Origin of the sequence: Micromonospora sp. HM134 (genome assembly GCF_007833915.1) — a bacterium.
In the GTDB taxonomy this organism is placed as follows: domain Bacteria; phylum Actinomycetota; class Actinomycetes; order Mycobacteriales; family Micromonosporaceae; genus Micromonospora; species Micromonospora wenchangensis.
Map to the genome: position 1 here is coordinate 3,879,994 of NZ_CP041061.1, position 23,976 is coordinate 3,903,969.

The 23,976-nt window shown below is 74.1% G+C and carries 20 protein-coding genes; 14 read left to right on the top strand and 6 right to left on the bottom strand.

All coding sequences use genetic code 11. From position 1 onward, the window contains the following. Positions 1-21: 21 nt before the first annotated feature. The 6 genes from pdhA (at position 22) to FJK98_RS16605 (ending at position 7,660) form a co-directional block, all read left to right on the top strand. Positions 22-1,221: a pyruvate dehydrogenase (acetyl-transferring) E1 component subunit alpha gene (gene pdhA, locus FJK98_RS16580; RefSeq protein ID WP_194822969.1), complete on the top strand. Its 1,200-nt coding sequence runs from the start codon at positions 22-24 to the stop codon at positions 1,219-1,221. After that, complete coding sequence (locus FJK98_RS16585) at positions 1,221-2,237, top strand: alpha-ketoacid dehydrogenase subunit beta (protein ID WP_145919825.1); 1,017 nt, start codon at positions 1,221-1,223, stop codon at positions 2,235-2,237. Before pdhA ends, FJK98_RS16585 begins: the two co-directional genes overlap by 1 nt. Then, positions 2,234-3,757: a dihydrolipoamide acetyltransferase family protein gene (locus FJK98_RS16590; RefSeq protein WP_145919826.1), complete on the top strand. Its 1,524-nt coding sequence runs from the start codon at positions 2,234-2,236 to the stop codon at positions 3,755-3,757. Before FJK98_RS16585 ends, FJK98_RS16590 begins: the two co-directional genes overlap by 4 nt. 236 nt (positions 3,758-3,993) lie before the next feature. Further along, the gene (locus tag FJK98_RS16595; protein WP_145919827.1) at positions 3,994-5,673 is read left to right on the top strand and encodes a right-handed parallel beta-helix repeat-containing protein; all 1,680 of its coding nucleotides are present in this window, start codon (positions 3,994-3,996) and stop codon (positions 5,671-5,673) included. A 174-nt stretch (positions 5,674-5,847) separates the two neighbouring features. Continuing rightward, a complete protein-coding gene (locus FJK98_RS16600) occupies positions 5,848-7,125 on the top strand; it encodes an Ig-like domain-containing protein (protein ID WP_145919828.1) in 1,278 nt (425 codons plus the stop codon). Positions 7,126-7,291: 166 nt separating this feature from the next. Continuing rightward, positions 7,292-7,660 carry an STAS domain-containing protein gene (locus FJK98_RS16605; RefSeq protein WP_145919829.1) on the top strand — a complete coding sequence of 123 codons (369 nt, stop codon included), beginning with the start codon at positions 7,292-7,294 and terminating at the stop codon, positions 7,658-7,660. 128 nt (positions 7,661-7,788) lie between these two features. Here FJK98_RS16605 and FJK98_RS16610 read toward each other — a convergent pair whose 3' ends face one another. Both FJK98_RS16610 and FJK98_RS16615 read right to left on the bottom strand, forming a co-directional pair. Next, positions 7,789-8,172, bottom strand: a complete 384-nt coding sequence (locus FJK98_RS16610) for an FKBP-type peptidyl-prolyl cis-trans isomerase (RefSeq protein WP_088646491.1) — start codon at positions 8,170-8,172, stop codon at positions 7,789-7,791. Between the two features lie 220 nt (positions 8,173-8,392). After that, positions 8,393-8,959 (bottom strand): DoxX family membrane protein, encoded by a 567-nt coding sequence (locus tag FJK98_RS16615; RefSeq protein ID WP_194822964.1) that lies wholly within the window; start codon positions 8,957-8,959, stop codon positions 8,393-8,395. Positions 8,960-9,185: 226 nt separating this feature from the next. On the opposite strand from FJK98_RS16615, the gene FJK98_RS16620 reads away from it, so the two are divergent. After that, positions 9,186-9,875 (top strand): CBS domain-containing protein, encoded by a 690-nt coding sequence (locus FJK98_RS16620; RefSeq protein ID WP_145919831.1) that lies wholly within the window; start codon positions 9,186-9,188, stop codon positions 9,873-9,875. Between the two features lie 32 nt (positions 9,876-9,907). Here the strand turns inward: FJK98_RS16620 and FJK98_RS16625 are convergent, their stop codons facing one another. Beyond that, positions 9,908-10,624, bottom strand: coding sequence for a helical backbone metal receptor (locus FJK98_RS16625; protein ID WP_145919832.1), 717 nt, complete (start codon positions 10,622-10,624; stop codon positions 9,908-9,910). A 13-nt stretch (positions 10,625-10,637) separates the two neighbouring features. Then, the gene (locus FJK98_RS16630; protein WP_240762082.1) at positions 10,638-11,747 is read right to left on the bottom strand and encodes a DICT sensory domain-containing protein; all 1,110 of its coding nucleotides are present in this window, start codon (positions 11,745-11,747) and stop codon (positions 10,638-10,640) included. Between the two features lie 142 nt (positions 11,748-11,889). Here FJK98_RS16630 and FJK98_RS16635 point away from each other — a divergent pair, with 142 nt between their 5' ends. Together FJK98_RS16635 and FJK98_RS16640 are read left to right on the top strand one after the other, a co-directional pair. Then, positions 11,890-12,759, top strand: coding sequence for a hypothetical protein (locus tag FJK98_RS16635; RefSeq protein ID WP_145919833.1), 870 nt, complete (start codon positions 11,890-11,892; stop codon positions 12,757-12,759). Positions 12,760-13,065: 306 nt separating this feature from the next. Next, positions 13,066-14,373, top strand: coding sequence for a hypothetical protein (locus FJK98_RS16640; protein ID WP_168222490.1), 1,308 nt, complete (start codon positions 13,066-13,068; stop codon positions 14,371-14,373). Positions 14,374-14,585: 212 nt separating this feature from the next. Here the strand turns inward: FJK98_RS16640 and FJK98_RS16645 are convergent, their stop codons facing one another. Further along, positions 14,586-14,933: an Lsr2 family protein gene (locus FJK98_RS16645; RefSeq protein ID WP_145922814.1), complete on the bottom strand. Its 348-nt coding sequence runs from the start codon at positions 14,931-14,933 to the stop codon at positions 14,586-14,588. Positions 14,934-15,176: 243 nt separating this feature from the next. Between FJK98_RS16645 and lon the strand changes: the two genes are divergently transcribed. Next, positions 15,177-17,513 carry an endopeptidase La gene (gene lon, locus FJK98_RS16650; protein WP_145919834.1) on the top strand — a complete coding sequence of 779 codons (2,337 nt, stop codon included), beginning with the start codon at positions 15,177-15,179 and terminating at the stop codon, positions 17,511-17,513. A 127-nt stretch (positions 17,514-17,640) separates the two neighbouring features. Continuing rightward, positions 17,641-18,012, top strand: a complete 372-nt coding sequence (locus FJK98_RS16655; RefSeq protein ID WP_145919835.1) for a DoxX family protein — start codon at positions 17,641-17,643, stop codon at positions 18,010-18,012. A gap of 56 nt (positions 18,013-18,068) precedes the next feature. On the opposite strand, the gene FJK98_RS16660 is transcribed toward FJK98_RS16655, so the two are convergent. After that, on the bottom strand, positions 18,069-19,793 hold the full coding sequence (locus FJK98_RS16660; protein WP_145919836.1) for a DEAD/DEAH box helicase: 1,725 nt from the start codon (positions 19,791-19,793) through the stop codon (positions 18,069-18,071). Between the two features lie 99 nt (positions 19,794-19,892). Here FJK98_RS16660 and FJK98_RS16665 point away from each other — a divergent pair, with 99 nt between their 5' ends. From FJK98_RS16665 to FJK98_RS16675, 3 genes are all read left to right on the top strand, one after another. Continuing rightward, positions 19,893-20,420, top strand: coding sequence for a 2'-5' RNA ligase family protein (locus FJK98_RS16665; RefSeq protein ID WP_145919837.1), 528 nt, complete (start codon positions 19,893-19,895; stop codon positions 20,418-20,420). A 117-nt stretch (positions 20,421-20,537) separates the two neighbouring features. Then, positions 20,538-22,796: a glycoside hydrolase family 9 protein gene (locus FJK98_RS16670; RefSeq protein ID WP_145919838.1), complete on the top strand. Its 2,259-nt coding sequence runs from the start codon at positions 20,538-20,540 to the stop codon at positions 22,794-22,796. Between the two features lie 208 nt (positions 22,797-23,004). Then, complete coding sequence (locus tag FJK98_RS16675; protein ID WP_145919839.1) at positions 23,005-23,961, top strand: hypothetical protein; 957 nt, start codon at positions 23,005-23,007, stop codon at positions 23,959-23,961. Positions 23,962-23,976: the final 15 nt, after the last annotated feature.

Consider the following 23,976-nt stretch of genomic DNA (forward strand, 5'->3'; position numbering starts at 1 on the left):
CAATCATCCGACGGCAGGAGCATAGGGCCACCACACGTCCAGGAGGTCCCCGCCGTGACGACCACACCCCAGGCGGTCCGCAGGGCATCCCCGCGTACCCGTCGACCGGCCACCCCGGTCGCCCCCGAACCCACCGCCGGCCTGCTCCCGCAGACCGAGCCGGTCCGGCTGCTCGACCCCGACGGCACCCCGCTGCCGCCCCGGGCCGACCTGCCCGAGCCGCCGGTCGAGACGCTGCGCGAGATGTACCGCCGGATGGTCGTCGGCCGGCGCTTCGACGCGCAGTCCACCGCCCTGACCAAACAGGGCCGGCTCGCCGTCTACCCGTCCTCGCGCGGCCAGGAGGCGTGCCAGGTCGGCGCGGTGCTGGCGCTGCGCGACGACGACTGGGTGTTCCCCACCTACCGGGAGTCGATGGCGCTGACCGCCCGGGGCATCGACCCGGTCGAGGTGCTCACCCTGCTGCGCGGCGACTGGCACTGCGGGTACGACCCGACGGTGGTCCGCACCGCGCCGCAGTGCACCCCGCTGGCGACCCAGTGCGTGCACGCCGCCGGGCTGGCCTACGGGGAGTCCTACCAGGGGCGGGACACCGTCGCGCTGGCCTTCATCGGCGACGGCGCGACAAGCGAGGGCGACTTCCACGAGGGGCTCAACTTCGCGGCCGTGTTCAAGGCCCCGGTCGTCTACTTCGTGCAGAACAACAAGTACGCGATCAGCGTCCCGCTGTCCCGGCAGACGGCCGCGCCCAGCCTGGCCTACAAGGGCGTCGGCTACGGGGTGCCCAGCGAGCAGGTCGACGGCAACGACCCCGTCGCCGTCCTGGCGGTGCTCACCCGGGCGGTGGCGCACGCCCGCGCCGGGCACGGGCCGTACCTGGTGGAGGCGCACACCTACCGGATGGAGGCGCACACCAACGCCGACGACGCCAGCCGCTACCGGGACCCCGACGAGGTGGAGGCGTGGCGGGACCGCGACCCGGTGGCCCGGCTGGAGGCGTACCTGCGCAGCCGGGGCGAGCTGGACGACGCGGCGGTGGCGCAGGTCGCCGCCGAGGCCGAGGCGTACGCCGCCGACCTGCGGGAGCGGATGCACGCCCAGCCGACCGTCGACCCGCTGAGCCTGTTCGACCACGTCTACGCCGAGCCGACCCCGCAACTGGTCGAGCAGCGCGAGATGGTCCGGGCCGAGCTGGCCGCCGACGCGGAGGGGGACGCCTGATGGCCACCATGACCATGGCGAAGGCGCTCAACGCCGCGCTCGCCGACGCGATGCTCGACGACGAACGGGTGCTCGTCTTCGGTGAGGACGTCGGGCAGCTCGGCGGGGTCTTCCGGATCACCGACGGATTGCAGGCCCGGTTCGGCGACAAGCGCTGCTTCGACACCCCGCTGGCCGAGGCCGGCATCGTCGGGTTCGCCGTCGGGCTGGCCATGTCCGGGCTGCGGCCGGTGGTGGAGATGCAGTTCGACGCGTTCGCCTACCCGGCGTTCGAGCAGATCGCCTCGCACGTGGCGAAGCTGCGCAACCGCACCCGGGGGGCGCTGAGCGTGCCGATGGTCATCCGGGTGCCGTACGCCGGTGGCATCGGCGGGGTCGAGCACCACTGTGACTCGTCGGAGGCGTACTACGCGCACACCCCCGGGCTGAAGGTGGTCACCCCGGCGACGGTCGAGGATGCGTACTCGCTGCTGCGGGAGGCGATCGCCGACCCGGACCCGGTGGTGTTCCTGGAGCCGAAGAAGCTCTACTTCGCCAGCGGCGAGGCCGAGCTGCCGGCCCGGACCGCCCCGTTCGGCCGGGCCGTCGTCCGGCGGCCCGGCACCGACGCCACCCTGGTCGCGTACGGCCCGGCGGTGCCGGTGGCGCTGGAGGCCGCCGAGGCCGCCCGGGAGGACGGCTGGGACCTGGAGGTCGTCGACGTGCGGACCATCGTGCCGTTCGACGACGCCACCGTCACCGCCTCGGTCCGCCGCACCGGCCGGTGCGTGGTGATCACCGAGGCGCAGGGCTTCGCCGGGGTCGGCGCGGAGATCGCCGCCCGGGTGCAGGAGCGTTGCTTCCACGCCCTGCACGCGCCGGTGCTGCGGGTGTCCGGGCTGGACATCCCCTACCCGGCGCCGATGCTGGAGCACACCCACCTGCCCGGGGTGGACCGGGTCCTCGACACCGTGGCCCGCCTCCAGTGGGACGACCGGCCCGACCCGCGCTGGCTGGTGCAGGGGAGCGCGGCGTGAGCGCCCCTACCGCCACCGGCACCCGGGTGTTCCTCCTGCCCGACCTCGGCGAGGGGCTGAGCGAGGCCGAGATCGTCGAGTGGAAGGTCGCCGTCGGTGACGTGGTCACCGTGGACCAGAGCGTGGTGGAGGTGGAGACCGCCAAGGCCGTGGTCGACGTGCCCTGCCCGTACGCCGGGCGGGTGGTCGCGTTGCACGGCGCGGCCGGCGAGACGCGCCCGGTCGGCCAGCCGCTGATCACCATCGCGCCCGCCGACGGCGGCGACGAACCCGCCGGGCACGCCACCTACCGCGAGGAGGAGCGGGCCGGCTCCGGCAACGTCCTGATCGGGTACGGCACCGGCCACGGCGGCACCCGGCGGCGGCGACGCCCCCGGCTGACCCTGGCCCCGGAGCCGGCCGCCGCACCCGTCGCGGAGCCGGCCACCGGGTCCGCCCCCGTGGGCACCGTCGGCCCGTCGTCCGAGCCGAGGGTCCCGGCCGGCGCGGGGGTGGACGCCCCGGCCACCGGGGTGAACACCGACGGCGTCGTCCCGTCGGCGGGGGACGGCACCTCCCCGACCGGCGGGACGGCACCGCTGGTCATCTCGCCGATCGTGCGCCGGCTCGCCCGCGAGCACGGGGTGGACCTGGGTGGGCTGCGTGGCACCGGTCCGGGTGGCGTGATCCGTCGCTCTGACGTGGAGGCCGCGCTGGCCACCCTGCCGGCCCGGCCCGCCGCGCGTGACCAGCACACCGCAGGCCCGGCCCCGGCCGACCCGGGCGGGCCCCTCGCCGCCGCGGACCCGGCACCGACGGCGCACGTCGGCCTCGCCCCGTCCGACGCGTCCGACGTCGTCATCCCGCTGACCGGCATCCGCCGGGTGATCGCCGACAAGCTCTCCCGCAGCCGCCGGGAGATCCCCGAGGTGACCATCTGGGTGGACGCGGACGCCACCGCGCTGCTGGCCACCCGGGCGGCGATCAACGCGGCCACCCCGGACGCCCCGGTCAGCGTGCTGGCCCTGCTGGCCCGGATCTGCCTCAGCGGCCTGCGCCGGTTCCCGCAGCTCAACGCGCACGTCGACACCGAGGGGCAGCGCATCGTCCAGTCGGCCGGGGTGCACCTGGGCATCGCCGCGCAGACCGACCGGGGCCTGCTCGTGCCGGTGCTGCGCGACGCCCAGCGGCTGACCACCCGGGAGTTGGCCGCCGCCCTGGCGCAGACCACCGCCGACGCCCGTGCCGGCACCCTGCCGCCGGCCCGGCTCACCGGCGGCACCTTCACCCTCAACAACTACGGCGTGTTCGGGGTGGACGGTTCCACCCCGATCATCAACCACCCGGAGGCGGCGCTGCTCGGGGTGGGGCGGATCGTGGACAAGCCGTGGGTGGTCGACGGGCAGTTGGCGGTCCGCAAGGTGACCCAGCTCAGCCTCACCTTCGACCACCGGGTCTGCGACGGCGGGGTGGCCGGCGGGTTCCTGCGCCACGTCGCCGACTGCGTCGAACAGCCGGCGCTGCTGGTGGCGAACGTCTGAGCGGTACGCCCGGAGCCGGTCACCCTGGGCGGGGTGGCCGGCTCCGTCGTGCCGTCCGGCGTTCGTCCGGTTCGCCGGGACGACCGGTCGGGAGGCGTTTTCCGGTCGGCGGGCCGGGAATCCGACGCGGGTCACGGACGCGCCGCACCTCTGCGGGCGCGCACCGCCGCCCCGCGTACGCCCGGTCGCGGCCCCAGCCGTGTCGGTCGTGGACGCACCGCCGAGAGGAGCCACCCGTGCCGTACCAGGGTCTGCCCGTCGCCGTCCGGGACCGCCGTCCCCCCGTCGCCGGTGCGCCGCTGTGGTGCGACGCCCAGGACTACGGGTTGACCGGCGACGGGGTGACCAACGACCAACCCGCGCTGGCGGCCCTGGTGGACCGGCTCGGTGACGGCTACGCGGCCGACGGCCGGGCCCGGGTGATCTGGTGCCCGCCGGGCATCTACTCCATCCGCGACGCCGGCACGGTGTGGCGCAGCGGGGTGTCGCTGATCGGTGCCGGCCCGGCCGCCACCCGGTTCCTGCTCAGCAACGAGGGCAACCGCAGCGACCCGACGCCGCTGGCGTTCTGGACGGTGCTCCAGCACGGCGCGGACCGGGACCGGCACATCGCCGACTGCACCTTCGCCGACTTCGAGATCGACGGCTCCGGGGTGGCCATGGCCGAGTACAACTACCTGGCCAAGGGCCTCGGGTTGCAGTACGTGGTGCGTGGGGTGTTCCGCAACCTCTACATCCACCACACGGCGGCCAGCGGCCTGGGCTGCGACTTCCTCCAGGACACCCTGGTCGACGGGGTGGTGGTGGTCGGCTGCGGCCGGCTGGACAACGGCGAGCAGATGGGCGGCGCGGGCATCGGCATCGGCATCGGCGGCTGGGGCGACATGGAGCGGCTCACCATCGCCAACTGCACCGCCCTGGCCAACGGCACCAACGGCATCTTCCTGGAACTCCAGAAGGACTACTGGACGCCGCCGCGCGGCTACCGGATCGTCGGCTGCCACAGCCAGGGCAACCGGTTCGGCATCTCCGACTGGGGGGCCGACGGCCTGATCGTCACCGGCTGCACGATGACCGGCAACCTGGAGGCCGGCTACGACGTGTCGGGCAACGGCACCTCCGGGGTCGCCGGCCGGGGCGGCCTGCTCACCGACTGCGTCATCGACGGCAACGAGGGCGACGGGATCAGCATGGGCAACACCCCGGGCCCGTACACGGTGCGGGGCAACCGGATCAGCGGCAACGGCGGCTACGGCTACCACCAGCACGACCTGGGCCGGGGCTATCCGCACCCGGCGCAGGACGTGGTGGTGGAGAGCAACGAGTTCTGGGGCAACGGCCTGGACGCGATCCGGGTGGACCGTCCGATGACCGACGCGATGGTGCTCGACAACCGCATCCGCAACAACGGCCGGCGGTGCGCCGAGGCGTCCCACGGTGGCGGCGAGTCGGTCCGCTACAGCGAACGGTCCCTGGTCGACCGCTCGGCGACCTGGGCGCAGGACAGCCACCGGGGCAAGGTACTGCGGGTCGGCCGGCGGGTCGCCGTGGTGGCCACGAACACCGCCACCGAACTGCACCTCGCCCCGGTACGTCCCGACGCGTACAGCGGGTGGAGCGGGGACACCCCGCTGCCGGGCACCGCGTACGAACTGCCGGCCGCGCCGCCGACCCGGGCCGGCATCGCGATCAACGCGGCGTTCGACTCGGCGACGGTGCGCGGCAACCGGATCTGGGACAACCACGACGACCGCACCCAGACCCACGGGATGTGGATCACTGCCCGGGGCAGTTGTGTCGACTGCCGGGTCGAGGACAACGACCTGGCCGGCAACGCGGTGGCGGCCCTTCGGCTGGACACCCCGCCGGTCGGTGGGCGGTGGCACCGCAACCACGGCGACCAGGACTGGGACTGACCGTCCGGGGTGTCCCGGCACGGCCGATCCCGGACATCGGCGGCACCGTGGCCTCCCGTGGCCCGCCGGGGTCGATAAGCCCGGCCCCGCCCGCCCGGTTCCCCGGAAAGCCCGACCCGGCCCGAGAAACGCTGTACAGAATGTGGCCAAGGGACTGGAAATGGGGGACGGAATATGGACGTGAGGCGGCGATTGACGCTAATGGCGGTGACCATCGCGGCCACACCGTTGGTTTTCGGCGGGTGCACCGCCGAGCGGAAGCCGGCGGCCGGTGCGGCGCCCGGTGCGGCGGCGGGCCCCACGGTGACGGTGACGCCCGCTGACCGGACGAAGGGCGTTCCGGTCAGCGCGGAGGTCGGTGCCACCGTGAGCAACGGCCGGGTGACCAGCGTCAAGCTCACCGACGACAAGGGCAGGGCGGTGGCCGGGGAGCCGCGGGAGGACGGGTCGAGTTGGGTGCCGGCGGCCCCGCTGGGCAGCGGCCGGACCTACACCGCGGAGGTCACCGCGACCGGCGACGCGGGCCGGACGACCGTCGGGCGCACCACGTTCACGACGGCCACGACGAATACGAACCGGCAGGCGCTGACCAGCGTGCTCTATTTCGCCGGGAACCAGACGTACGGCACCGCGATGCCGGTGACGGTCGCGTTCGAACCGGCCGTTCCGAAAGAGGCCAGGGCGGCCGTGCAGCGACGATTGTTCGTGAAGACCGATCCGCCCCAGCCGGGCACCTGGTCGTGGCTGGAGGACGGCAGCCAGGTCTACTACCGGGCCCCCGACTTCTGGCGTACCGGGACGACGATCAGCGTCCGTTCGGCGCTTGCGGGGTTGCCCATCGGCAAGGAGTACGTCGGTGACGCCGACCGGCGGTCCACCTCGAAGATCGGCCGGCAGGTCGCCCTGGACATCGACAACGCCACCAAGCAGATGTCGGTCTTCCAGGACGGCAAGCTGATCCGCCGGATCCCGGTCAGCCTCGGCAAGCCGAGCACCCCGAGTTCCAGCGGCAAGATGGTGATCATGGAGAAGCACCAGCAGACCCGCTTCGACACGCGGGGCGAGCCCGACGGCGGCTACGTGGTCGACGTCGAGGACGCCCAGCGCCTCACCTGGGGCGGCGAGTTCATCCACGCCGCACCCTGGTCGGAGGGGGACCAGGGCTACACCAACGTCTCGCACGGCTGCGCCAACGTCTCCTCGGCCGCCGCCGACTGGCTGATGGGCATCACCCAGGTCGGTGACCTGGTGACCGTGAAGGGCACCGAGGTGCCGCTGCGGCCGGGCAACGGCTGGACCGCCTGGAACACGAGCTGGGCCGAGTTCGCCCGGGGCAGCGCGCTGCCCGTACCGCCGGGGTTGAAGCCGGCCCCCGCCACCAGCCCGCCGCACCCGGGGGCGGTCGCCGGTGGCTCGTCGCCGGCCCCCGCGCCGTCGGCCAGCGGCGGCTGACCGCACCCGACCGCACCGGCACGACCGGCCGTTCCGACGGCCGGTCGTGCCGGTGCGGCTCCACCCTGAGAAGGACTCGGGGTCGGCTCCGGGGCGACCCTGGGACTACCCCGAAACCCGCCCTGGGCAGGGCGGAAACGTCAGAGGTGGGGGCTAGATTCGGGGCATGACGCAGGAAGAGGACCGGTTCCACGTGCGGCTGCGGGTGGCCGACGACGTGGTCGAGGTGCGCGCGGTCGGTGAGATCGACATCGCCACCGTGGGCGCGTTCCGGGCCGCCCTCTGGGCCGCACCGGCCCGCCCGCTGCTCCGGCTCGACCTCTCCGGGGTCCAGGTGCTCTCCGCCGCCGGGGTGCGGGCGCTGGTCGCCGCGCACCTCAGGGTCCGGGCCCGGGGCGGTGAGCTGGTGGTGGTCGACCCCGATCCGGTGGTCGCCCGGGTGCTGCGGGTCGGCGGCCTGCACCGCGTCATCGCCGTCCGGCACGGCGACGCCCCGGTCGCGACCGTGTCCCGCCCGCTGGCCGCCTGCGCCTGACCGCAGGCCCGGCGACCCGCCGGGACCGCGCCTGCAAGGTCCGGCGACCGGGGCAGCAGTGGAGTCCGGGCCGCGCCGCAGGGGCCGGCGGTGGGGCCGCCGGGCGGTACCGGCGACCCCGACCGACGTCAGCGCACGCCGAGCAGGTCGACGACGAAGACCAGGGTCTCGTTCGGCTTGATCACGCCGCCCGCGCCCCGGCTGCCGTAGCCCAGGTGCGGCGGGATGGTGAGCCGACGGCGACCGCCGACCTTCATCCCCACCACGCCCTGGTCCCAGCCGGCGATGACCTGACCGCCGCCGAGCGGGAACTCGAACGCCTCGCCCCGGTTCCAGGACGCGTCGAACTCACGGCCGGTGGAGTGGGACACCCCCACGTAGTGCACGTTGGCGAGCTGGCCGGGACGCGCCTCCGGGCCCTCCCCGACGGTGATGTCCTCGATCACCAGGTCGGCCGGGGCCGCACCCTCGATCGGGCCGATCTCCGGCTTGCCTGCCTGGGGCGTGTTCATCTGCTGTTCTCCTCTGTCGTCACCCGATCGTCCGGACGGTGTCGATCCTGCCCGATCGCGGCACCCCGGCTGCCGCGGGCCCCGCCGACCGGGCCCGCGCGTCGCGGCACCCGGCCCGCCGCAGCTGCCGTGCGCGGGGCCGGACGCAGACGCGGCAGGGGCGCCACCGTGGCGGTGGCGCCCCTGCCGGTCGGTCGACCACCCGGGCGGGTGGGACCGGTCACCTGAGCCAGCCGAACCGGCGGACCAGCGGGAGGGTGGCCCAGACCCGGCCGAGGCCGAGGGTGTTCCCCGCGCCGACCAGGGCGAGGCCGGCCAGCACCGCGGCGTAGATCAGGTGGTCGTCCATGAAGAGGTTGTTCTCGGGAGGCAGGACGGCGGTCCACATCAGCACCATGAGCAGGCCACCGGCGGCGGCGGCGATCCGCATCCCGATGCCGAGCAGCAGGGCCACCCCGATCCCGGCCAGGCCGATCATGAACAGCCAGTCGGCCCAGGCCGCCCCGGCGATGTCCTGGTAGATCCCCTGGAACGGGCCGGTCGCGCCGAAGGCGAGGAACCCCTTGGTCGGGCTGCCGCCGTTGATCCAGGCGTTCTTCGTCGCGGTCTCGTGGCCGAGGCCGAACAGCTTGTCCAGGAACGCCCAGAGGAAGATCCAGCCGAGGGCCAGTCGGGTTCCGGCCCAGACGTACCGGGCGGCCCGCTGGCGGGTGGTCTCGGTTCCGGCCACCGGTGCGATGGTCCTGGCGGTGGTGTTCCGCTCGATCGTCGCGGTCATGGTCTCCACGTCCCTTCTCTGCCTGGCACCGCACTTCCCGGTGGCAGTTACATTCCACGCCGGTCGGCGCGGTCCCGGCAGGGCCGACCGGTCCGTGCCGGGGCGGGACCTAAGTCCCCTGGTACGGCCGTCCGGACGGGACCTTCGGCCTCCGGGTGACCGGTCCACCCGCCCCTGCCCCGACCGGCCGGCGCGGCCCTAGCGTCGGACGGGAGAACCGGGCGAGGAGGTCGTGATGAGGACGTGGCAGGTGGACGACGTGATGACCCGGGAGGTCGCCACGGTGGGGGAGGAGACCCCGTACCGGGTGATCGTCGACATCCTGATCCGCCGGGGCGTCAGCGCGGTGCCGGTGGTGGACGACTTCCGTCGGGTGCTGGGGGTGGTGTCCGAGGCTGACCTGTTGCACAAGGTGGAGCACTCCGGGGCGCACGAGGAACGCCGGGTGTTCACCGGGCGTCGGCGTCGGGCGTCCCGGGAGAAGGCGGGGGCGCTGCTGGCCAAGGAGCTGATGACCGCGCCGGCCGTCACCACCCACCCGGGGGCGTCGCTGCCGGCGGCGGCCCGGCTGATGGACCGGGAGGCGGTCAAGCGGCTGCCCGTCCTGGACGACCTGGGCCGGCTGGTCGGCATCGTCACCCGCAGCGACCTGCTGCGGGTGCACCTGCGCACCGACGCCGAGATCCGCGAGGACGTGGTGCAGGAGGTGCTGCGCCGGGTGCTGGCCGTGCGGGACGGACTGGTCACCGTGCAGGTCCGCGACGGCGCGGTGCGGTTGGACGGCCGGCTGGACCGGCGGACCGCCGCCGAACTGGCGGAGAAACTCGCCGGCCAGGTCAGCGGGGTGGTCCAGGTCACCAGCACCATCGGGTACGACGTGGACGACGCCGGCCTGACCGAGCGGGGGATCACCCCGGTGGCCTGACCGCCACCCGGTCTGAGCGCCGGGGCGGACGGTCAGACCGGGGCGGCCAGTTGGGCGGCGAGCAGGGCCGGCGCCTCGGCCAGCGACGGGCCGTACCAGGTGAGGTGGCGGCCGGAGACCAGCGCGCAGGGGACGCCGGGGAAGGCGTCCGGCCCGTCGTCGGCGGTGAACGCGTAGGGCTCGTCGGGAAGGACCACCAGGTCGGGCCGGCGGGCCCGCAGCGCGTCGAGATCGGGACGCGGATAACGGTCCGGGTCGTCGTCGTACACGTTGACCACGCCGAGCCGGCGCAGCACGTCCCCGGCGAAGGTGTCCCCGCCGAGCACCACCCACGGCCGCCGCCACACCGGGACCACCGCCCGCCGGGGGCCGTCGGCGACGGCGGGCGCGGCCCAGGCCCGGCGGGCGTCGGTCAGCCAGCCGGGCTCCCCGGTCACGCCGAGCGCGGCGAGCACCCCGGCCAGTTCGTCGAGGGCCTGCGGCACGGTCCGGGGGTAGGTGACCAGCACCGGCACCCCGGCCGCGGTGAGCGCGTCCGCGTCGACGCGGCGGTTCTCCTCCACGTTGAGCAGCACCAGGTCCGGCCGCAGCGCCCGGACCCGGTCCAGGTCGGGGTACTTGCTGCCGCCGACCCGGGCGACGTCCAACCCCGCCGGGTGCACGCACCAGTCGGTCGCGCCGACCAGCAGCTCCGGCGCGGTCACCGCCACCGCCTCGGTCAGCGACGGCACCAACGAGACCACCCGCACGTCGTCCCCGTCCTCAGTGGGCGGCGGTGGCGACGGTTTCCCGGGCCACGGTGGCCACCGGCACACCCTCCCGGGCCGCCCACTCGACGGCGTGCCGCACCTCGGCCACCGGCAACGGCCGCCGGTCGGTCACGGTGACCGCCGTGTGCACCGCGAAGGACACGAACGGGTACGACCGGGCCAGCCCGGCCACGCAGTCGTGCACCTGACCGGCCACCGCCAGCGCCTCCTCCCGGGTCAACGCCGGCAGCACCAGCAGGTACTCGTCGGGGGTGAGGCGGACGGCCCGGTCGACCGGGCGCAGCGGCGCGGTCAGCGCGGCGATCACGGCCTGTGCCTCCCGTGCCGCGCTGCGGCGTCCGAACCGTTCCGGGGCGCCGGCCGGCTCACCGACGCGTACCCCGATCAGCGCCACCGGCAGGGTGCCGGCGGCGGTCACCCCGTCCATCCCGGTCCAGCGGCGCAACGTCGGCTCGTCCACCAGCCCCGGCGGGCCGTCCACCGGCTCGGCGTGCCGGCCCGGTGCGTTGCGGTGGGCGCGTTCGGCGCGGTCGGCCATCAGCCGCAACGCCGCCTCGGCCCGGCTCTCCCCGGGCGTCGCCGGCAGGTCCCGGACCCGGTGCAGCACCTGGTCGACGGCGGTCAGCGCGGCCGGGGGGAGCCGGTCGCCGAGCTGGGTGCGCAGCCGGATCACCTCGTGCAGCGCCTCGTCGCGGCGGAACCCCCAGCGGCCGGCGAACAGCCGCCCCTGCTCCAACGTGTCGGCCGGCACCGCCTCCCGGCGGTCCCGGGCCACCAGGCTCGCCCCGAACCGGGGGGTCAGCGCCACCACGCTCCACTCCCGGGCCAGTTCCTCGGTGCCGTCAAGCGTCACCGGGTACGCCCCGGCGGGCAGCTCCGGCGGTGTCTGCCCGACCAGCCCGACGACGGTGACCGCCGCGCCCGCCGCGATCCGGGCGTAGCGTTCCCGCTCCCGCAGGAAGTACGGCATCCGCTGGAACAGGGCGATCACCACCAGCGGGCCGTCCTCGGCGGTGGCCAGCGCCGACCGCTCGATGGCGTGGGAGACCGTGACGAGACTCCGCTTGGTCAACAGTTCCGGGGCCGGTCCGTCGTGCAGCACCCCGTGAGCGTAGAGATCGCGCCCGGGGTGCACCAACCGCCTGGTGCCGCGTCCGTCGTCCGAACCGGCGGGGCGGTGACCGCGGTCGACGTCCTAGACTCGGCCGGTCACCCTCGCCTGCCACGGACGGACCGACCCGACGATGACGCGTACCGCCACCGACGACGCCCGGCTGCGGCCGGTCCCGGCCGGTGCCGCGCCGCTGTTCGTCCGGGCCGGCCAGGCCGTGTACGCCGCCCGCCGGCTCGGCGACCTGGTGTCGCGCCGGCCGGCCGGGGTCACCGGGCACCAGTGGAGTTCCGCCCTGCGCGAGGAGTTCGACCACGTCGTCTGCGCGGCCGACACCGGTGTGCCGCTGTTCGCCCTGACCGTCGGCCCGGCCGCGGCCCCGGGGTCGGCCGGGCAGCGGGCGGGGCGGATGGCCGCCGCGGTGTGCGCCGCCGTGGGCCTGCCGGTGCTGCGGATCGGCTCGCCGACGCTGCGGGCCGCCGGGCACGGCCGGCGCATCGTCACGTACGTCATCGACGCGCGCGCCTACGCCGCCGGGGCCGCCCCGGACGGGTCGGACGACGCCCCGGTGGGCTTCCGGGACATCGTCGGGCGGCTGCCGGACGGGCGTACCGGGCCGGTCAACGACCTCGGCGCGCTGTCCCGGGCGGCGGCCGTCGAGGCGTACGTGTCGCGGCGGCTCAGTGACCCGATCGTGCGCGGGTTGCACGTGTGCTGGCACGACGGGACGGCCGAGGGGTGGAGCTGGGTCGAGGTGCGTCCCGGCCGCTGCCTGGTGGAGCGGGTCACGGTGCACGAGGCGCGGCTGAGCTGCGGGGTGGACCCGGGCCGGCTGGCCGAGGATCTCGCGGCGGTGGCGGTGGGCGACCGGCTGGCCGGGGTGGAGAACGAGGAACCGGCCCTGCTCGACCGGGACGAGTTGCGTCGGCAGATCCGCGCCCTGCGGGACCGGCGTGACGAGTTGGGCGCCCCGTTCGCGTTCGATCACCTCTGCGTGGACTGACCCGCCGCCGAACGACCCGGCGTCATTTTCCGGCGACGGTTGGTGACATTGTGGCCCGCCCGGAAAACGGTCCGGGATTCCTCGATCCGCGTTGAACCTTCGCCGATGCCGGCCCGTACCTAAGCGGGAATGGACAGGATCTTCCCAGCCGCGCCACCCGACGCGGCGGACGGTGCGGAAAGGCATCGTCGGCCATCGACGTGCGACCGGAACGTCGCAGTGTCTCCGGCGGGGGTGACCGACCCGGAAAGGGTCTCCTCGTCGGGGGCGCGAGTCAGGTACCGGATCGAGAAGGAGAGCAATTCGATGCGCAGGTCCACAGGGGCACGCCGGTCATCCGGTAACGCGCGGAGCAAGCGGCTGCTGGCGGCGGTCGGTGCGCTCGTCGTCTTCGGCGGTATCGCCGCCGTCACCCAGATCTCCTCGGCCGGGGACAAGCCGAGGCAGCAGACCCGCAACGTCTCGTCGGCCTGCGTCGCACCGAGCCCCGGTGCCACCTCGCCGAGCGGGCGCGGCAGCACCACCCAGACGTGGCAGAACGGCCGGTGGGTCCGCAACCACTGGGGTGACGGGCAGATGTCCGTCGCCGAGTGCCAGGCCGTCAAGGCCGGCAACGCGCCGGTGACCACCCTCGCCTCGACGGTGGCCTGCCCGGAGGTCACGCCCCGGCTGCCGCAGATCCCGGCCCAGGCCAAGGCCGAGGTGGACAGGGAACTCGCCCTGCTCAAGACCCAGATCGACGACGCCAACAAGCGGTTGGCGGCCGAGGGGCGCAACGGTCAGGCGTTCATCAACAACGCCATCCTCGGCCCGCTGGCCGACAAGCGCCGGTCGGCGCTGAACCGGATCGCCACCGCGATCGGTCGCTTCGCCCAGCGCCCGCAGGGCCTGGAGCAGCTCGCCGGCTGCCAGGTGGCCGCCAACAACGGCGGTAACAACGGCGGCCAGAACGGGAACAACGGCGGCCAGAACAACAACGGCGGGAACAACGGCAACAACGGCGGCCAGAACGGGAACAACGGCGGCCAGAACAACAACGGCGGGAACAACGGCAACAACGGCAACGCCCTGGGCGTGCTGGCGAAGGACTGCGCCAACAGCCGGTTGCAGCCGCACGACGGCTTCCAGAACGGCAACCGGTGCGTGAGCACCGCGTTCGGCGAGGTGGGCGCGGCGGCCAACAACCCGTCGCTGCTGATCACCCAGTTCCCCAACCAGGTGCAGCGCAACCAGGCCTTCACCCTGAAGGTCTCCACCCGCAACCTGGTCCGTGACCGGTTCCTGGCGGCCGGCCAGGGCGGCTACTACCTGGAGAGTTCGGTGCTCAACGGGCAGGGCCTGACCCGTGGTCACTTCCACACCGCCTGCCGGATGCTCCAGAACACCAACCAGGCGCCCTCGAACCCGCAGGACGTGCCGGCGTTCTTCGTGGCCACCGAGGACGGCAAGGGCGGCAACCAGGCCGACGACGTGACCATCCAGATCCCGGGTCTGCCGCAGTCGGGTACGGCGCAGTGCGCGGTCTGGGCCGGCGACGGCTCGCACCGGGTGCCGATGATGGAGCGGGCCAACCAGACCCCCGCCTTCGACGTGGTGCGCATCCGGGTCAACTGACCCGATCGGCGACGACTGCGGGCCATCCCGGGAACCTCCGGGGTGGCCCGCAGTTCCGTGTCCGCCGGGTGCGCCCGGGGACGGGCAGCGTACCGGCAGATGTTTTCGGTGCGGGGTCGCCGGGTGGAAACTGTGGACACGGACGAAAACGCCGGGGTCACGCTGATATCCCAGCGTGACCCCGGCGTGTCCGTTCGTGATCCGGCCCGCCGTCAGCGGTTCTTCCACGCCTCCACGACCGAGACCGGGATGCGCCCGCGCTCGGAGATTTCGTGTCCGTTCTTGGTCGCCCATTCCCGGATGGCGCGGTTCTGCTCGCGATCCATTCCCGAGACGCCGGGCCGGGCGGGGCGGCGGGCCGGGCGACCGGCCTCGACGGCACCTCGGCCCATTCGACGGCCAGCGGTGATGTAGGCGTCGAGCGCCTTGCGCAGCACCCCCGCGTTCTCGTCGGAGAGGTCGATGGTGTACGCCGCCCCATCCAGGCTGAACTCGACGGTCCGATCGGCCTTTCCGCCGTCGAGGTCGTCGGTCAGAACGGTGATTACTTTCCTTGCCATCGCCATTACTCCCTGTGGTGATCGGGGTGTGCTAAGAGTTTGACGTATCTGACGGCAAATCCGCAACAATATGCCTCTCTTTCATTTGGCGGGTCGCGCCAATCCTGGGAAATCCGGGTACGGCCAATGCTGGCCGGCGGTGGCGGTGCGGCTGGGATGTGTCCTGGGTCACAGGTCGGAACACGGGGCACGGTTTGTGACTTGAGTGAGACACGCTCAACCTCAAGTGATGGCAGGTGTTCGATGGCAACCCTTCCGGTACTTCCCCTGACCGACGTCGTCCTGCTGCCCGGCATGGTCATCCCGGTGACCCTCGACCCGACCACCCAGGCCGCCGTCGACGCCGCCCGGGCCAGCGGCGACAAGACCCTGCTCGCCGTCCCCCGCATCGACGGCGAGTACGGCCCCGTCGGCACGATCGCCACCATCGAGAAGGTGGGCCGTCTTCCCGACGGTGAACCCGCCGCCGTGGTGCGTGGCCTCGCCCGCGCCCGGATCGGCTCCGGCGTCCCCGGACCCGGCGCGGCCCTCTGGGTGGAGGCCACCCGGCTCGACGAACCCGCCCCCGCCGGCCGCGCCCGCGACCTGGCCCGCGAGTACCGCGCCCTGATGACCTCCGTCCTCCAGCAGCGGGGCGCCTGGCAGGTCATCGACGCGATGGAGCGGATGACCGACCTGTCCGAACTGGCCGACGCCGCCGGCTACGCGCCGTGGCTCAGCCTGGCGCAGAAGACCGAGCTGCTCGCCGCGCCGGACGTCACCGCCCGGCTGGAACTGCTCGTCGGCTGGGTGAAGGAGCACCTGGCCGAGCAGGAGGTCACCGAGCAGATCAACAGCGACGTCCGGGAGGGGCTGGAGAAGTCCCAGCGGGAGTTCCTGCTCCGCCAGCAGCTCGCCGCGATCCGCAAGGAACTCGGCGAGGACGAGCCGGACGGCTCCGCCGACTACCGCTCCCGGGTGGAGTCCGCCGACCTGCCGGACAAGGTCCGCGAGGCGGCGCTGCGCGAGGTCGGCAAGCTGGAACGGGCCAGCGACGCCTCACCCGAGGCGGGCTGGATCAGGACCTGGCTGGACACGGTGTTGGAGATGCCGTGGAGCACCCGTACCGAGGACAACACCGACCTGACGGCGGCGCGGGCGGTGCTCGACGCCGACCACGCCGGCCTGGCCGACGTCAAGGACCGCATCCTGGAGTACCTCGCGGTGCGCAACCGGCGCGCCGAGCGCAACCTCGGGGTGGTCGGCGGACGCGGCTCCGGCGCGGTGCTGGCCCTCGCCGGCCCGCCCGGCGTCGGCAAGACCAGCCTCGGCGAGTCGGTGGCCCGGGCGTTGGGTCGTAACTTCGTCCGGGTCTCCCTCGGCGGCGTCCGCGACGAGGCCGAGATCCGTGGGCACCGGCGCACCTACGTCGGCGCGCTGCCCGGCCGGATCGTCCGCGCGCTGCGCGAGGCCGGCTCGATGAACCCGGTGGTGCTCCTCGACGAGGTCGACAAGCTCGCCGTCGGATACGCCGGAGACCCGGCCGCCGCCCTGCTGGAGGTGCTCGACCCGGCCCAGAACCACACCTTCCGCGACCACTACCTCGAAGTCGACCTCGACCTGTCCGACGTGCTCTTCCTGGCCACCGCCAACGTGGTGGAGACCATCCCCGGCCCGCTGCTGGACCGGATGGAACTGGTCACCCTGGACGGGTACACCGAGGACGAGAAGGTCGCCATCGCCCGCGACCACCTGCTGCCCCGGCAGCTCCAGCGGGCCGGCCTGACCGCCGACGAGGTGACCGTCACCGACGGGGTGCTGGCGCTGATCGCCGGTGAGCACACCAGGGAGGCGGGCGTCCGGCAGCTCGAACGGGCCCTGGCGAAGATCCTGCGCAAGGTCGCCGTGGCCCTGGCCGCCGACCCGACCCCGGTCCGGGTCGACACCGACAATCTGGCCCGCTACCTGGGCCGGCCGAAGTTCACCCCGGAGTCGGCCGAGCGGACGGCGGTGCCCGGCGTGGCCACCGGCCTGGCCGTCACCGGCGCCGGCGGCGACGTGCTGTTCATCGAGGCCACCAGCATGGACGGTGAGCCGGGGCTGACCCTCACCGGGCAGCTCGGCGACGTGATGAAGGAGTCCGCCCACATCGCGCTGTCCTACCTGCGCGCCAACGGGCGGCGGTACGGCCTCGACCCGAACGTCCTGGCCGGACGCCGCATCCACCTGCACGTGCCGGCGGGTGCGGTGCCCAAGGACGGCCCGAGCGCCGGCATCACCATGGTCACCGCGCTGGCCTCCCTGGTGACCGGCCGGCCGGTACGACCCGAGTTCGGGATGACCGGCGAGGTGACGCTGTCCGGGCGGGTGCTGCCCATCGGCGGGGTGAAGCAGAAGCTGCTCGCCGCGCACCGGGCCGGCCTGACCGAAGTGATCATCCCGGCCCGCAACGAGCCGGACCTCGACGACCTGCCCGCCGAGGTGCGCGCGGCGCTGACCGTGCACACCCTGGCCGACGTGGCCGACGTGCTCGCCCTGGCGCTGCGCCCGGCCGAGATCGACGCGGACACGCTCGGCGGTCGACCGGTCGGCGCCGCCTGACCGGAATCCACCCCACGGCCCCCGATGTCCCGCCCGGCGTCGGGGGCCGCTCCGGCCCCGTAGCCTGGACCCTTCCCGTTTCCCGCATCCGCCACCGTCCGGTGGCACCCCTCGGAGGCGACCACCCGTGAACGTGTTCCTCTGGATCGTGCAGATCCTGCTCGCCGCGATCTTCGCCGGCGCGGGACTGACCAAGCTCACCCAACCCAAGGAGAAGCTGCTCGACCGGATGGGGTGGGTGAGGAACGTCCCGCCCGTCCAGGTCAAGGCGCTCGGCGCGGCCGAGCTGCTGGCCGCGCTGGGGCTGGTCCTGCCCGGCCTCACCGGCATCGCCACGGTGCTCACCCCGCTGGCCGCCGTCGGGCTGGTCATCGTGATGGCCGGCGCGATCGTGGTGCACGCCCGCGCCAAGGAACACCCCGGCACCGTGGTGACCGTGGTGCTGCTGGTCCTGGCGGCGCTCGTCGCCTGGGGCCGGTTCGGGCCGTACCCGCTCTGAACCGCCGCGACCGGCCCGCACCCCGCACGGGGAGGCGGGCCGGTGTCGCGTCCGGTTCAGCGCCCGTCGCCGCCGCGGTCGCGCCGTACGGTCGCCTTGCGGCCCTTGATGGTGCTGTTGCGCAGCCCGGCGATCACCTCGTCGGCGACGCCCTGCGGCACCTCCACCAGCGAGAACCGGTCGGCGATCTCGATCGAGCCGATGTCCCGGCCGCTCACCCGGGTCTCCCCGGTGATCGCGCCGACCAGGTCCTGCGGGCGGACCCCGGCCCGGCGGCCCAGGCCGATGAAGACCTGCGCGGTGCCGCCCGTGCGGGGCCGGCCGGCACCGCCGCCACGCCGCTCCCCGCCCCGGCCGTCGAACCCGGGCCGGGGCTCCCGGGGCGGACGGACCGCCACCTGCGGGATCTCCTCCTCGTCGTCGGAGCCCGGCAGGGCCGCCTCGTGGGCCAGCTTGACCGCCGCCAGCGCCACCTCCATCAGGTCGAACTCGTCCGACAGCGACTCGACGATCACCCGGAACGGGTCCAGGTCGTCCTCCAGCAGGCTCTCCCGCAGCGCCGCCTGGGTCAGCGCCAGCCGTCGGGTGCGCAGGTCGGCCACCGTCGGGATCTTGTCGATGGTGATCCGCTGGCCGGTGACCCGCTCGATGGTCTTGAGCATCCGGTGCTCCCGGGGCTCGGCCAGGGTGATCGCCACCCCCTCCCGGCCGGCCCGACCCACCCGCCCGATCCGGTGCACGTACGACTCCGGCGCGGACGGCACGTCGTAGTTGACCACGTGGGTGAGCTGCTCGACGTCCAGGCCCCGGGCCGCCACGTCGGTGGCCACCAGCAGGTCGGCGGTGCCGGCACGCAGCCGCCCCATCACCCGGTCCCGCTGCTCCTGGCTCATCCCGCCGTGCAGCGCCTCGGCCCGGTAGCCCCGCCCGTTCATCGTCTCGGTGAGCCGGTCGACCTCCTCCCGGCTGCGGCAGAAGACGATCGCCGCCGTCGGGGACTCCACGTCCAGCACCCGGCCCAGCAGCGCCGGCTTGTGCGCCCGGGTCACGATGTAGGCGCTCTGCCGTACCCGGGGCGCCTCGCCGGCCACCGGCTGCTCCCGCCCGATCTGGATGCGCTCCGGGTCGGTCAGGTGCTGGCGGGCCAGCCCGTCGATCCGGGCCGGCATGGTGGCCGAGAAGAGCACCGTCTGCCGCTGCGCGGGCGCGTGCTCCAGGATCGCCTCGATGTCCTCGGCGAAGCCCATGTCGAGCATCTCGTCGGCCTCGTCCAGCACCACCGTGGCCAGCGAACCCAACCGCAGGGTGCCCCGGGCGATGTGGTCCAGCGCCCGGCCCGGGGTCGCCACCACCACGTCCACGCCCAGGTCCAGGGCGCGCAGTTGGCGGCCGATCGGCTGGCCGCCGTAGATCGGCAGCACCCGGGCACCGAGATCCTTGCCGTACCGGTGGAACGCCTCGGAGACCTGCACGGCCAGTTCCCGGGTGGGCACCAGCACCAGCGACACCGGGTCGCCGCCCTGACGGTCCTCCGGCATCCGCTGCAACAGCGGCAGGGCGAACGCGGCGGTCTTGCCCGTACCGGTGGCCGCCTGCCCGAGCAGGTCCCGTCCCGACAGCAGCAGGGGGATCGCCTCCCGCTGGATCGGGGTCGGCTCCTCGTAGCCGAGCGCGGCGAGGGCGCCCAGCAACTCGGCGCGCAGCCCGAGATCAACGAAGGCGGGCCCGCCGTCGGAGTCGTCGGGAGCGGAGAGGTCGGTCGGTGTGGGTGCGGAACTCATAGCCAAAGTTTTCCATCACCCCGGTGGGGCCGCGCCGCCGACCGGCCCCACCGTGCCGACCGGCACAGTCGCACCCGCCCGCCGGATAGCCTGACGGGCGTGCGTACGGTGGAACTGCTCTGCTGCCCGACGCTGGAGCGGACGGTGCGGGCCGCCTGGGACCGGCTGGCCGCGGCGGGGCTGCCCAGCCTGGCCCGGCACGGCCACCCGACGAACCGGCCGCACCTGACGCTGGCCGCCGTCGAGGCGTTCCCGCCCGACGCGGCCGACCGGCTCGCCGCCCTGTTCGCCACCGCGTTGCCGCTGCCGGTCACCCTGGAGCGGGTGACGGTGCTCGACGGCAGCGCCCCGCTGGTGTGGCTGGTCCGGCCGAGCGCGGCGCTGACCGCCCTGCACGACGCCGTCTGGGCGGCGCTGGACGGCGCGGACGGGCAGCGGCCCTGGCACGCCCCGGGGAACTGGGTGCCGCACCTGAGCCTCGCGCTGCGCTTCCGCGACCGCGACCGGCGGCTCGCCCGCGCCCTGGTCGGCGGGGAGCGTCCGGCGGGTCGCCTGGTGGCGGCGCGCAGCTACGACGGCGACACCCGGACCGTCCGGTCGTTGGGCGGCGGCTTTCCGGCGGACTGACGGTGGTCTATGGTGGGCGGAGCGCTCCCGTCGACGGTCCGTCCGACCGCCCGGCGGATCACTGCTGCGCTGGAGCCCGGTCGGATGGTCAATGCCATCACCACCGGAAGAGGCCCCATGCCCCAGCATCCCCGACGGCGTCCGGTCGCGCTCGCGGCTGCCGCCCTGCTCGCCCTCGGCGGGCTCGCGGCCGTGCCGCAGCTCGCCGCCGCCGCCCCCGACCCCGGCTCACCGGTCAAGGTCAACCAGGTCGCCTACGTGCCGGGGCTGCCCAAGCAGGCCACCGTCGTGAACTCCGCGACCTCCCCGCTCGGCTGGACGCTGCGCAACGCCGGCGGCGCCACGGTGGCCTCCGGGCAGACCACGGTACGGGGCACCGACACGCTCTCCGGCGACCCGGTGCACATCGCGGACTTCTCGGCCTACGACACCCCCGGCACCGGCTACGTGCTGTCGGTCGGCGGGAGCAACAGCTACCCGTTCGACATCTCCGCCGATCCGGTACGCCGGCTGCGCGGCGACTCGCTGGCGTTCTTCTACCACCAGCGCAGCGGCACCCCGATCGACGCCCAGTACGTCGGTTCCCGCTACGCCCGCCCGGCCGGGCACGTCAACGTCGCCCCCAACCGGGGGGACAACAACGTGCCGTGCCGCACCTCCTGCGGCTACACCCTGGACGTGCGCGGCGGCTGGTACGACGCCGGTGACCAGGGCAAGTACGTGGTCAACGGCGGCCTGGCCACCTGGCAGCTACAGAACATCTACGAGCGCACGCTGTACGTGAGCGGAGCGGACCGGTCCGCCGTCGCCGACGGCACGCTGGCCATCCCCGAGCGGTCCAACGGGGTGCCGGACGTGCTCGACGAGGCCCGTTGGGAGTTGGAGTTCCTGCTCAAGATGCAGGTGCCGGACGGCCGGACCAACGCCGGCATGGTCCACCACAAGATCCACGACCAGAACTGGACCGCCCTGCCCACCCGTCCCGAGCTGGACAGCGAGCCCCGGCTGCTCTCCCCGGTGAGCACCGCCGCCACCCTCAACATGGCGGCGGTGGCCGCCCAGGCGTCCCGGCTGTGGAAGCCGTTCGACGCCGCCTTCGCCTCCCGGGCCCTGGCCGCCGCCGAGAAGGCGTACGCCGCGGCGAAGGCCAACCCGAACCGGCTCGCCCCCGCCACCGACAACACCGGCGGCGGCGCGTACGAGGACAACACCGTCACCGACGAGTTCTACTGGGCGGCGGCGGAGTTGTACGCCACCACCGGCACGGCCGGCTACCGCAACGACCTGAGCGGCTCCCCGCACGCCCGCGGCGCGAGCTTCACCCGGGGCGCGTACGACTGGAGTTGGACGGCCGGGCTGGGTGACACCACCCTGGCGCTGGTGCCGACCGGCCTGGCCAGCGGCGACGTGAGCGCGATCCGCTCGGCGATCGTCTCCTTCGCCGACCGGATGCTCGCCCAGATCGCCAACCAGGGCTACCCGGCCCCGGGCAGCGGCAACGGCACGTACTACTGGGGTTCCAACGGCGCGGTCGCCAACAACGCCAACGTGCTCGCTGTGGCCTTCGACCTGACCGGCACGGCCCGCTACCGCAACGGGGCCTTCGCCGCCTACGACTACCTGCTCGGCCGTAACCCGCTCAACCAGTCCTACGTGGCCGGCTACGGGGACAAGCCGGTACGCAACCTGCACCACCGGTTCTGGGCCAACCAGAACGACGGCTCGCTGCCCATCGCGCCGCCCGGCTCGCTCTCCGGCGGCCCGAACAGCGAGTTGCAGGACCCGGTCGTGCAGGCCCAACTCGGTGGCTGCAAGCCGCAGAAGTGCTTCGTCGACGACATCGGGGCGTACTCGGTCAACGAGGTGGCGATCAACTGGAACGCGGCGCTGGCCTGGCTGGTGCACTGGGCGGCCGAGCAGGCCGGTACCGGCACCGGCCCGAACCCGACGCCGACGCCGACGGTGACCCCGACCCCGACGCCGACGACCACCCCGACGCCGACCCTGCCGCCGCCGACCACCACGCCTCCGCCGCCGACGACCACGCCCCCGCCGTCCGGCGGGTGCGCGGTGACGTACTCGGCGAACAGCTGGAGCACCGGCTTCACCGGCAGCGTCACGCTGGCCAACACCAGCGCGGCGGCCTGGTCGTCGTGGCGGTTGACCTTCCGGTTCACCGGCAACCAGCAGATCAGCCAGGGCTGGTCGGGCCGGTTCAGCCAGAGCGGCAGCGAGGTCACGGTGACCAACGAGAGCTACAACGGCGCGGTCGCGCCGAACGGCTCGGTCAACCTCGGCTTCAACGCCACCTACAGCGGCACCAACGCGACCCCGACCGGGTTCGCGGTGAACGGGACGGCCTGCACCCTGCGCTGACCCGTCCGCCCCGGGCCGCCCGTCGCGCGTCGACGGGCGGCCCGGTCGCGGTCCCGCACCGGCCCCGGCCGGCGTGGGACCGGGCGACGCCGCCGGCCGCGTGTCGCCCTTCGGGGTCATGGGAGGAATGCTCGGTCTCCACCGGTTCACCACGGTTACGGTGCCCTCAGGTTCATCCGCACCGTGTCGCACCGGAAGAGGACCGACCATGCGCGTGCCCAGCCGAAGCCCCGGCCCCCAACCCGGCGTCACCCCGCCCGCCCCGGCCCGGCGGACGCCCGTCCCGGCCCGTTCCGTGCGGCCGGCCGCCCCCGACCTCGACGCCTACCGGCAGGCGGTCGCCGAGTTGCTGGTCGAGGTCGGCGCGCTCGCCGGGACCGCCGGCACCGCCGCCCGTCAGGTGCTGCTCGACCAGCGGCTGCGCGAGCCGGCCGTCGCCGACGTGCTCGACGCCACCGAGCAGGGGGTGCTGGGCGCCCGGGAGACCCTGCTGCTGGAACTGGCCCGGCACCAGCCCGACCGGCCCGACCCGGGCCCCGACCTGACCGCGCTGGTCCGGATCTACCTGCTCTCCCGCATCGACCTGATGTGGTGGCGGGACACGACGGTGCTGGCGACCGACGAGCAGGTCGACACGCACCCCGACCTGATCGACCTGGAATGGCTGCGTCGCCGTGGCCTGCTCGGCTTCCGCTACCGGGAACAGCCGGCCGGCGTCCTGGGCCGGGGCGTACGCGCCGTCCGGGGCCGGCTGCTGCCCGAGGCCGCCCCGCCCACCGCCGGGGTGCCGTTCCGCCGGACCCGCCGGGAGGTCGTCGCGCTCCTCAACGACCTGGCCCGGGAGTTCGCCCGGTCCGCCCCGCCCGGCACCCCGCCGCTGTGGGTGACCAGCCTGGCCCACAGCACCGAACACCAGTACCGGCTGCGCCGGCTCGGCCGGCCGGCCATGCTGCCCAGCGGCCACTGCCTCGGCTGGGCGGTGGACGTGGAACTGGCCTGGTACGCCCGGTTCGGCGCGCGGGACGTGCTGGCCGAGATCCTGCTGGCCCGGCAGGCCGCCGGTGAGCTGAACGTCATCGACGAGGGCCCCGCCTGGCACGTCTGCCTGGCCCCGGCGGCCCGTGCCCGGCTGCGTTCGGCGTACGAGGCCGAGATGGGGATCTGAACGACCGGCCGGTTG